Annotated in this window: 8 protein-coding genes; 4 read left to right on the forward strand and 4 right to left on the reverse strand. The window is 64.2% G+C overall.

Translation table 11 applies throughout. From position 1 onward, the window contains the following. Nucleotides 1–329: 329 nt before the first annotated feature. The 4 genes from queC (at nt 330) to ACTHL0_RS00020 (ending at nt 3,071) form a co-directional block, all read left to right on the forward strand. Nucleotides 330–1,061: a 7-cyano-7-deazaguanine synthase QueC gene (queC, locus tag ACTHL0_RS00005; RefSeq protein WP_440564483.1), complete on the forward strand. Its 732-nt coding sequence runs from the start codon at nt 330–332 to the stop codon at nt 1,059–1,061. A 67-nt stretch (nt 1,062–1,128) separates the two neighbouring features. Next, nucleotides 1,129–1,761: a 7-carboxy-7-deazaguanine synthase gene (gene queE / locus ACTHL0_RS00010; protein ID WP_440564490.1), complete on the forward strand. Its 633-nt coding sequence runs from the start codon at nt 1,129–1,131 to the stop codon at nt 1,759–1,761. Nucleotides 1,762–1,770: 9 nt separating this feature from the next. Beyond that, nucleotides 1,771–2,223 (forward strand): 6-carboxytetrahydropterin synthase QueD, encoded by a 453-nt coding sequence (gene queD, locus ACTHL0_RS00015; protein ID WP_440564491.1) that lies wholly within the window; start codon nt 1,771–1,773, stop codon nt 2,221–2,223. Nucleotides 2,224–2,360: 137 nt separating this feature from the next. After that, nucleotides 2,361–3,071: a tetratricopeptide repeat protein gene (locus tag ACTHL0_RS00020; RefSeq protein ID WP_440564484.1), complete on the forward strand. Its 711-nt coding sequence runs from the start codon at nt 2,361–2,363 to the stop codon at nt 3,069–3,071. 120 nt (nt 3,072–3,191) lie between these two features. On the opposite strand, the gene rodA is transcribed toward ACTHL0_RS00020, so the two are convergent. From rodA to mreC, 4 genes are read right to left on the reverse strand one after another with little or no spacing between them, the layout of a single operon-like run. Beyond that, nucleotides 3,192–4,340 carry a rod shape-determining protein RodA gene (gene rodA / locus ACTHL0_RS00025; RefSeq protein WP_440564485.1) on the reverse strand — a complete coding sequence of 383 codons (1,149 nt, stop codon included), beginning with the start codon at nt 4,338–4,340 and terminating at the stop codon, nt 3,192–3,194. 11 nt (nt 4,341–4,351) lie between these two features. After that, the gene (gene mrdA, locus ACTHL0_RS00030) at nt 4,352–6,790 is read right to left on the reverse strand and encodes a penicillin-binding protein 2 (protein WP_440564486.1); all 2,439 of its coding nucleotides are present in this window, start codon (nt 6,788–6,790) and stop codon (nt 4,352–4,354) included. A gap of 44 nt (nt 6,791–6,834) precedes the next feature. Further along, the gene (gene mreD, locus ACTHL0_RS00035; RefSeq protein WP_440564487.1) at nt 6,835–7,347 is read right to left on the reverse strand and encodes a rod shape-determining protein MreD; all 513 of its coding nucleotides are present in this window, start codon (nt 7,345–7,347) and stop codon (nt 6,835–6,837) included. Then, a complete protein-coding gene (mreC, locus tag ACTHL0_RS00040) occupies nt 7,344–8,453 on the reverse strand; it encodes a rod shape-determining protein MreC (protein WP_440564489.1) in 1,110 nt (369 codons plus the stop codon). The genes mreD and mreC overlap by 4 nt, the downstream gene beginning before the upstream one ends. Nucleotides 8,454–8,613 lie beyond the last annotated feature (160 nt).

Consider the following 8,613-nt stretch of genomic DNA (forward strand, 5'->3'; position numbering starts at 1 on the left):
GCCCGGTAGCTCAGTTGGTAGAGCAGCGGATTGAAAATCCGCGTGTCGGTGGTTCGATTCCGCCCCAGGCCACCAGCAGTATCCAACCCCAAGAATCGTAAGGTTCTTGGGGTTTTTCTCATGGCGCCTATCGCGCTACACGACTGTCGTGTAGCGAGCGAGTGCCGCGTGCGCGTGAGGCGCCCTTCTAGGCGGTATAAGCGCCGCGGTGCTCGCCGCTCGAACACGAGGCATATACTTGCGAAGCACCGCGCGGTATCAAGGCCGCGCCCGCGCACAGGCATACGCCGTGCGCTCCCCTTGATTGACGGTCCACGGAGTTTTTCACGGTGATTCGGACAGACGCTAAGCGTGGCGCGCTCGTGCTTTTTTCGGGCGGCCAGGATTCGACCACGTGCCTGGCTTGGGCGCTCGAACGCTATGAGACGGTCGAGACGCTCGGCTTCGATTACGGCCAGCGTCACCGCGTCGAACTCGAATGCCGCGACGCGGTGCGTCAGGCGATCGTCCGCACGTTTCCGCACTGGGCCGAGCGTCTCGGTGAGGATCACTTGGTCGATCTGTCGGTGCTCGGCGCGATCAGCGAGACGGCGATGACGCGCGAGATCGAGATCGAGGCCAGCGCCAATGGTCTGCCCAATACGTTCGTGCCGGGGCGCAATCTGATGTTCATGACGATCGCGGCCGCGATCGCCTACCGGCGCGGCCTGTCGGTGCTCGTCGGCGGGATGTGCGAGACGGATTTCTCGGGTTATCCCGATTGCCGTGACGACACGATGAAAGCGCTGCAGGTGGCGCTGAACCTTGGCATGGATAGCCGCTTCGTCGTTGAGACGCCGCTCATGTGGCTCGACAAGGCCGACACCTGGCGCCTCGCGCGCGAGCTGGGCGGCGACGCACTCGTCGATCTGGTGCGGGTCGAGACGCATACGTGCTATGTCGGCGAACGCGCCGAATTGCACGATTGGGGCTTCGGCTGCGGCGAATGCCCGGCTTGCCGCCTGCGCAAGCGCGGCTACGAGGCGTTTCTCGCCGGTGAACAGGTGACGCAGCCGGCATAGTGGCGCCGCGCGGCCGGGCCGAACCGTCGTGGGACGGCTCAAAATCGAGATGGACGACAGAAGCAGCATGACGTACGCGGTCAAGGAAATTTTTTACACGTTGCAAGGCGAAGGGGCGAATGCAGGCCGCCCTGCCGTGTTCTGCCGGTTTGCCGGCTGCAACTTGTGGTCGGGGCGGGAAGAGGATCGCGCGAATGCCGTCTGCCGCTTCTGCGATACCGATTTCGTCGGTACCGATGGCGAAAATGGCGGGAAGTATCGCGATGCCGATGCGCTCGTCGAAAAGATCGCTTCGCTTTGGCCCGAAGGCGAGGGCCATCGTTTCATCGTCTGCACGGGCGGCGAGCCGATGCTCCAAATGGACGAGCCGTTCGTCGCCGCGCTGCACGCGGCAGGCTTCGAGGTGGCGATCGAAACGAACGGGTCGCTGCCCGTGCTCGAGTCGATCGATTGGGTGTGCGTCAGCCCGAAGGCCGATGCGCCACTTGTCGTCACAAGGGGTAACGAGCTGAAGGTCGTCATCCCGCAGGACAATCAGCGCCTGGCCGAGTATGCCGCACTCGATTTCGACTACTTTCTCGTGCAACCGATGGACGGCCCGTCGCGCGACCTGAACACGCGCCTCGCGATCGATTGGTGCAAGCGTCATCCGCGCTGGCGGCTGTCGATGCAGACCCACAAGTATCTGAACATTCCCTGATTCGCCGTGCTGACGATTACCCGAAAACTCGAATTCGATGCGGGCCACCGCATTCCTGATCACCGCAGCCAGTGCCGCAACCTGCACGGGCACCGCTATGTACTCGAAATCACGCTGCGCGGCGATGTGGTGGAAACGGAAGGCGCGCCGGACCGCGGCATGGTGATGGATTTCGCCGATGTCAAATCGCTCGCGATGACGCACCTCGTGAACCGCTGGGATCACGCGTTCCTCGTGTTCGAAGGCGATACGCGCGTGCGCGAATTTCTCGAATCGATGTCCGACCATAAAACAGTCGTGCTCGATCGCATTCCCACCGTCGAAAATCTCGCCGCAATCGCGTTCGACCTGCTCGCACAGGTGTACGACGCGCACTACGGCGTCAATCTGCGATTGCACCAGGTCCGGCTTTACGAAACGCCGAACTGTTGGGCCGACGTCGTGCGCGAAGCCGACGTCTGAGAACAGGTTGCCGCGTCTCGAGGCCCTGCATCCGAACGGTTGTCGACAGCGTATGATCGTACGAGGGCCGGCGACATCCGGCTCGTGTGCGCGACGCGATTCGGGTTGCGGGAGGTTGGGTCATGAAAGGGCGGACGATGAAAACGCGAATGTTGTCGATGCTCGTGCTAGGCGCGGGCGCCTGGGCCATCGCAGGCGGTGCGCTCGCGCAAGCTGCTTCGGCGCCGCAAGGGCGAGCCGACACCGATGCCGAAACGCAGACAGCCGTCGCGGACTACAACGCCGGCAATTTCGACGGGGCGCTCAAGGAGTTTCGCGATGCGGCCGATCGCGGCAACCGCCTCGCCGAATTCAACTACGCGATGATGCTGCTGAACGGCGAGGGCACCGCGGCGAACGTCGATGAAGGGCGCAAGTGGCTGCTGAAGGCCGCCGAGGCGAATATGTCGCACGCGCAGTATGTCTACGGAAAGATGTACGACGACGGCGATTTCGTGACGCGCGACCCGGCGGTGGCGCATCAATGGTTCTTGAAGGCGGCGGAGCAGGGCCATGTCCAGGCGGAACTCGCGCTCGCCAACCAATTTCTCGATGGGCGCGGCACGCCGCGCGATAATGCCCGCGCGTTCTTTTGGTACAAGAAAGCAGCAGAAGGCGGTGACATGACCGCGCAGTACGTCACGGGTTCGTTCTACGAACTCGGGGGTGACGGGGTGGAGCGCAACTTGAACGTCGCGCGGGCGTACTACGCGGCGGCGGCGGCTCAGGGCGACCCGGCCGCGCGGCTCAAGTTTCAGGACCTTAGCGAGGCGCTGCGAAAAGAGGCCAAGAAACAGCAGTCCAAATGAGCCGGGCCGGGCCGGACCGAGCCGAGCCGAGCCGAGCCGAGCCGAGCCGAGCCGGGGCGGTAGGTCAGGTCCAGCCGGTGGCCGGATCCGGCCAGCCCTCCCAAGCGGCCCCGACTGCTCTCAGCTTTTCATCAACCGTTTTTGCCGGCCGACGCTCATGATGAGCCCGACCGCAATGCCGAGCGTCGTCAGCGCCGTGCCGCCGTAGCTCATGAACGGCAGCGGCACCCCGACGACCGGCAAGATCCCGCTGACCATCCCCACATTGACGAACGCATACGTGAAAAATGCCATCGTCAGTGAACCCGCGAGCAGCCGGCCGAATAGCGTCGCGCCATTGGCCGCGATATAGAGCCCACGCGCGATCAGCGCCGTATAGAGCGTCAACAGCACGAGCTCGCCGATCAGCCCGAATTCCTCCGAAAAGACGGCGAAGATGAAATCGGTATGCTTTTCGGGGATGAAATCGAGGTGCGCTTGCGTCCCTTTCAGCCAGCCCTTGCCAAGCGGGCCGCCCGAGCCGATGGCAATCACGGCCTGAATCGTATGGAACCCTTTGCCGAGGGGATCCGAGGTCGGATCGAGCAACGTGCAGATGCGGTGCTTTTGATAATCGTGCATCAGCGGCCACTGCACTTGCGGTTGGCAGATCTTCTCCTGGAAGGTGCCGACAAGCCCGATGCCGATCACGGCGGCAATCAGCACCGGCACGATCAGCTTGAAGGAGAGGCCGGCGAAATAGATCACAAAGAGCCCGGCGGCGAAGACGAGCACGGCCGTGCCCAGATCGGGCTGTTTCGCGATCAAGCCGACCGGCACGAGCAGAATCACGAAACCGACGATGAAGTCGTACCAGCGCGTCGAGCTTTCGCGGCGCTGGTAATACCACGCGAGCATCAGCGGCGTGGCGATCTTCAGGATTTCGGACGGCTGAATCACGACGCCCACGTTGATCCAGCGTTTCGCCCCCTTCTTCGTGATGCCGAAGAGCGCCACCGCAACGAGCAGGGCGACGCCGAACGTATAAAGCGGGACGGCGAATCGCATCAGCGTTTGAGGTGAAATGGTGGCGAGCACCCACATCAGCACGAACGTCAGCATGATGTTGCGCAGCTGATCTTCTACCCGCCCGGGCACGTCGATACTTGCGCTGTACAGCGTGACGATGCCGACGCACAGCAGCAGAAACACCGTCAACGCGAGCGGACGATCGAAACCCACGAACATCTTCTTGAAACGTTCGAGCCAGGCGCGCTTATCGATAGGCATGCCTCTCTCCGTCAATCGTTGGTGCCGGACGCATCCGGCGTGGCTGCGGCGGACGCACCGGCGTCGCCGCTTTGGCGCGGGACAGCCAGGGTCTCGCTGGCGGGGGCTTCGCGCGGCGCGCGGCGCTTATGCGGTATGGGCGCGGTGCCCGAGGCCGCGCCATTGCGCAAACGGCGCATCGCCGCCACCGCCGAGATCTGCGGCCCCGAGGCCGCCGAACCGGGCGATGCGGCGGCGGCGGCCCGTGAGGCGGCTGCGTCGCTCTTTGCCGGCGCGGCAGCGAAGGGCGCGCTTGATCCGCCGACGATGGCCGGCTCGCTGAAAGCCGCGGCCGTTTGCGATGCGGTGACGACATCGGACGCGATCAGCGGTGCGGACGCGTCGTGCGGTGCGGATTGTGCTGGCACGGCCGGTACGGGCAGCGCCTTGAACCCGGCCGCGACCCTGACGGGCGTGGCGTTATCGTCCCCGGCATCGGATGCCCCGATAACCGGCCCCGCGATGGCCTGTGTCGCCGAAGCCGCTTGTGAAACGGCCGCTTGCAGTACGCCGGGCTTGCCGCGCTGGAGCAGGTAATAGTCGAGCACGCGGCGTACGATCGGGCCCGCCACGCTCGCGCCCCAGCCGCCGTTCTCGACGATGGTGGCGACGGCGATCGTCGGATGATCGGCCGGCGCGAAGGCGATGAACAGCGAGTGATCGCGCAAGCGCTCGGGGATCGCGCCGCCGTGATACTTCGCGCCTTGCAGCGAGTACACCTGCGCCGTCCCCGTCTTGCCGGCTGCCAGATACGGGGCATTGCGGAATACTTCGTAGGCCGTGCCGGACGGATTGCTCGTCACGGCTTCCATCCCGCGTTTGACGACGTCGATGTCGGCCGGGCTCACGTCGATGCGGCCGCTCTCGTGCGGCACCGTGAGCCGCAGGTCGCGCGTGATCGGGTTTTCGATTTCCTTCACGAGGTGGGGCCGCATGACGACGCCGTCGTTGGCGAGTGTCGCCGTGGCATGCGCGAGCTGCAGCATCGTGAATGAGTCGTACCCCTGGCCGATGCCGAGGCTGATCGTTTCGCCTTCGTACCAGCGTTGTTGTTCGGGCTTGCGGTACGCCTTCCTTTTCCATTCCGTCGAGGGCAGGATCCCGCGCGCCTCGCCGGCGATGTCGATACCGGTAAGCTGCCCGAAGCCCCACGGCTTCATGAACTTGGCGATCGCATCGACGCCCAGATCGTGCGCGAGCATATAGAAGTAGGTGTCGTTCGACACCATGATCGCGCGGTTCATGTCGATCCAGCCCTGGCCTTGCGGGACGTCGTTGCGGAACGTATGCCCGCCGAACTGGTAGAAGCCGGGATCGTGAAAGCCCCACTCGGGCGTGCGTTTGTGCAGCGTCAGCGCGGCCAGCGCCATGAAGGGCTTGTAGGTCGAGCCGGGCGGGTAGGCACTGTGCAGTGGCCGGTTCAGCAGCGGGTGATCGGGAGAGTTATTGAGCTCGTCCCACGTCTGCTGATCGATGCCGTCCACGAATGCATTGGGATCGAAGCTCGGCGCGGACACGAAGGCGAGGACGTCGCCCGTCGACGGCTCGATCGCGACGAGCGCGCCGCGCTTGCCCGCGAACGCCTGTTCGGCCACCTCTTGCAAGCCGATATCGAGCGACAGCACGAGGTTGTTGCCCGGTGTGGCCTGCGTGCGCGAGAGCGTGCGCACGGGGCGTCCGCCCGCCGTCACTTCCACTTCCTCGAAGCCCGTCAAACCGTGCAGTTCGGCCTCATAGCTCTGCTCGACGCCGATCTTGCCGATGTAGTCCGTGCCTTTATAGTTGTTCGCGTCGAGACGAGGATCGTAATGATCGGGATCGCTATCGTTCTGTTCGCTGACGGCATCGATCTTTTCCTGATCGCGCTGCGAAATGCGGCCGATGTAGCCGATCACATGCGCGGCCGTCATGCCGAGCGGATATTGACGAAATAGCCGGGCGCGCACATCGACGCCGGGGAAGCGGAAACGCTGTGCCGTGAAGCGCGCGACTTCCTCGTCTGTGAGCCGTGTGCGGATCGGCAGGCTTTCGAAGTTCTTCGAATCTTCGAGCAGCTTTTTGAAGCGGCGGCGATCGCGCGGATCGATCGTGACGACCGTCGCCAGTTGATCGATGACGTGATCGAGCGTGTCGTTCAGCTTGGACGGCGTGATTTCGAGCGTATAGGCCGAGTAATTGCGGGCGAGCACGACGCCGTTGCGATCGGTGATGATGCCGCGATTGGGCACGATCGGCGCGACCGAGATCCGGTTTTCCTCGGCCTGGAGCGAATACTTACTGTAGTGCCAGACCTGCAGGAACAGAAAGCGCAGGATCAGGAGTCCGAAGCAGACGAGCACGAATAAGCCCGCCGCCGCCACGCGGAAGCGGAACTTCGAGAGCTGCTGCTGGGTGTTTTTGAATTCCGTCATGCTTGTGCGCAAGCCGCGCTCAGGAACGCGTCCTCAAATGAGCCTCAAATGGGCCGCGTATCGTCCGGATCGGCCGGGCGGCGCTGCGGCATGAGCAGCAGCGAGCAGGTGAGCGGCCACAACGCGGCTTCGACGAATCCGTGCACGAGCTGGCCCCAGCCGGGGAAGGCGGCACCCGTCAGCAACCGGGTCACGAACGGCACGAGCTGGGCGACCACGAGCAGCGGCGCAACGGCGAACACCTGCAGGCCGCGCGGCATCCACAGCACGCGCCGATGGATGGTAATGGCGCCGTACGAGAGCAGCGTGTAGGCGAGCGCGTGCTCTCCTAGAAGGCTCGCGTCGTGCACATCCATCAACAGCCCCAGGAAGAACGCGATGCCCATGCCGACCTTGCGCGGCTGATGGACGTTCCAAAACAGCACCACGAGCGCGACGAAATCGGGAATGCCGATCAGCCGGCCCCACGGCATCAGGTTCAGCAGGAACGCGCAAGCGAGGCTGAACGAGATGAAGTAGGGATTGACCGGCAGCAGGATGTACTGCGGACGATTCATCGCTGAGCTCCCGAAGCGGCGCGCGGGACGGCCGCACTATGGGCTTTGGCGTCTACCGCGGCCTTGCCGGGTTCCTGTACGGCGGGCTTGCCCGCGCCTTTGTCCGGCGTTTGTTTGCCGTCGGCTTTCTGCTCGCCGGCTTTTTCGTCGGGCTTCGCCGTTTTGTCGGCTGCCTTTTGGGCTGCTTTATCGGCTCCCTTTTCGGCGCCTTTCGCGGCTTTCTTGCCCTTCGGCTGCGACGCGGGCTCCGGCACCTCGGGGCGCGGCGGGACGTCGCTTTGATAATGGAGCACGAGCACGTCGCGCGCCCCGCTCACTGCCGCTACCGGCACGCAGACGACGCGCGCGAAGGCGGTATCGGCCTGCTTGTCGACGCGTACGACCTTGGCGACTGGCAACCCTTCCGGGTACACGCCGTCGAGCCCGCTGGTCACGAGTTCGTCGCCGGCAACGACATCGGCGCTGATCGGCACGAAGCGCAACTCGAGCGTGTGGCCGGCGGCCGTGCCGTAGACAACGCTGCGCAATCCCGTGCGCACGATTTCGACGGGCACGGCCTGATCCTTATCCGTCAGCAGGGTGACCTCGGATTGCATCGGGAACACACGCGTGACCTGCCCGATCATGCCGTCTTCGCTCACCACGGGCGAACCATTCTGCACGCCTTGTTGCGAGCCGCGTCCGATCACCACCTTCTGCGTGAAGGGATCGCGCATGCCGTACTGCACATCGGCCGGGATCGATTGCGTCGCGACGTTGCGGGAAAGATTCAGCAGCGCGCGCAGATGCTGGTTTTCAGCCGTGAGCGTGGCGACTTGATTCGCTTGCAGCGAAAGCTGGAGGTTTTTGGTGACGAGCGCTTGATTCTCACGGCGCAACGTATTGCTTGTCACGGCGAACTGGGCCGCGCCGACGACGAGATCGCGCGGCACGAGCGCTGCGCGCTGCAGCGGATAAAGCCCCGCATCGAGCACGGCGCGCACGACTTCGAGCGTCTTGAAGCGTGCGTCGGAAACCAGCAGCACCAGCGAGAGGACGACGAAGAAGATGAGCCGCGCGAGCGCGGACGGGCCTTGCTTAAATAGAGGCGGCGGACTGTATTCCATGGTCGACGCCGAGAGCGTGAACGTTGGCGGGAGATTGAGCGGCGCGCATCAGCGCTCGATCCGGGAAGAGCGAGCGGTGCGCGCCAACCACGCTGGCAACGTCACTCGTAGGAGAAGATGCTGCCGAGCTTGTCCATCCGCTCGAGCGCCATGCCGGAGC

It is taken from the genome of Trinickia sp. (genome assembly GCF_051961175.1).
Taxonomy (GTDB): Bacteria; Pseudomonadota; Gammaproteobacteria; order Burkholderiales; family Burkholderiaceae; genus Trinickia.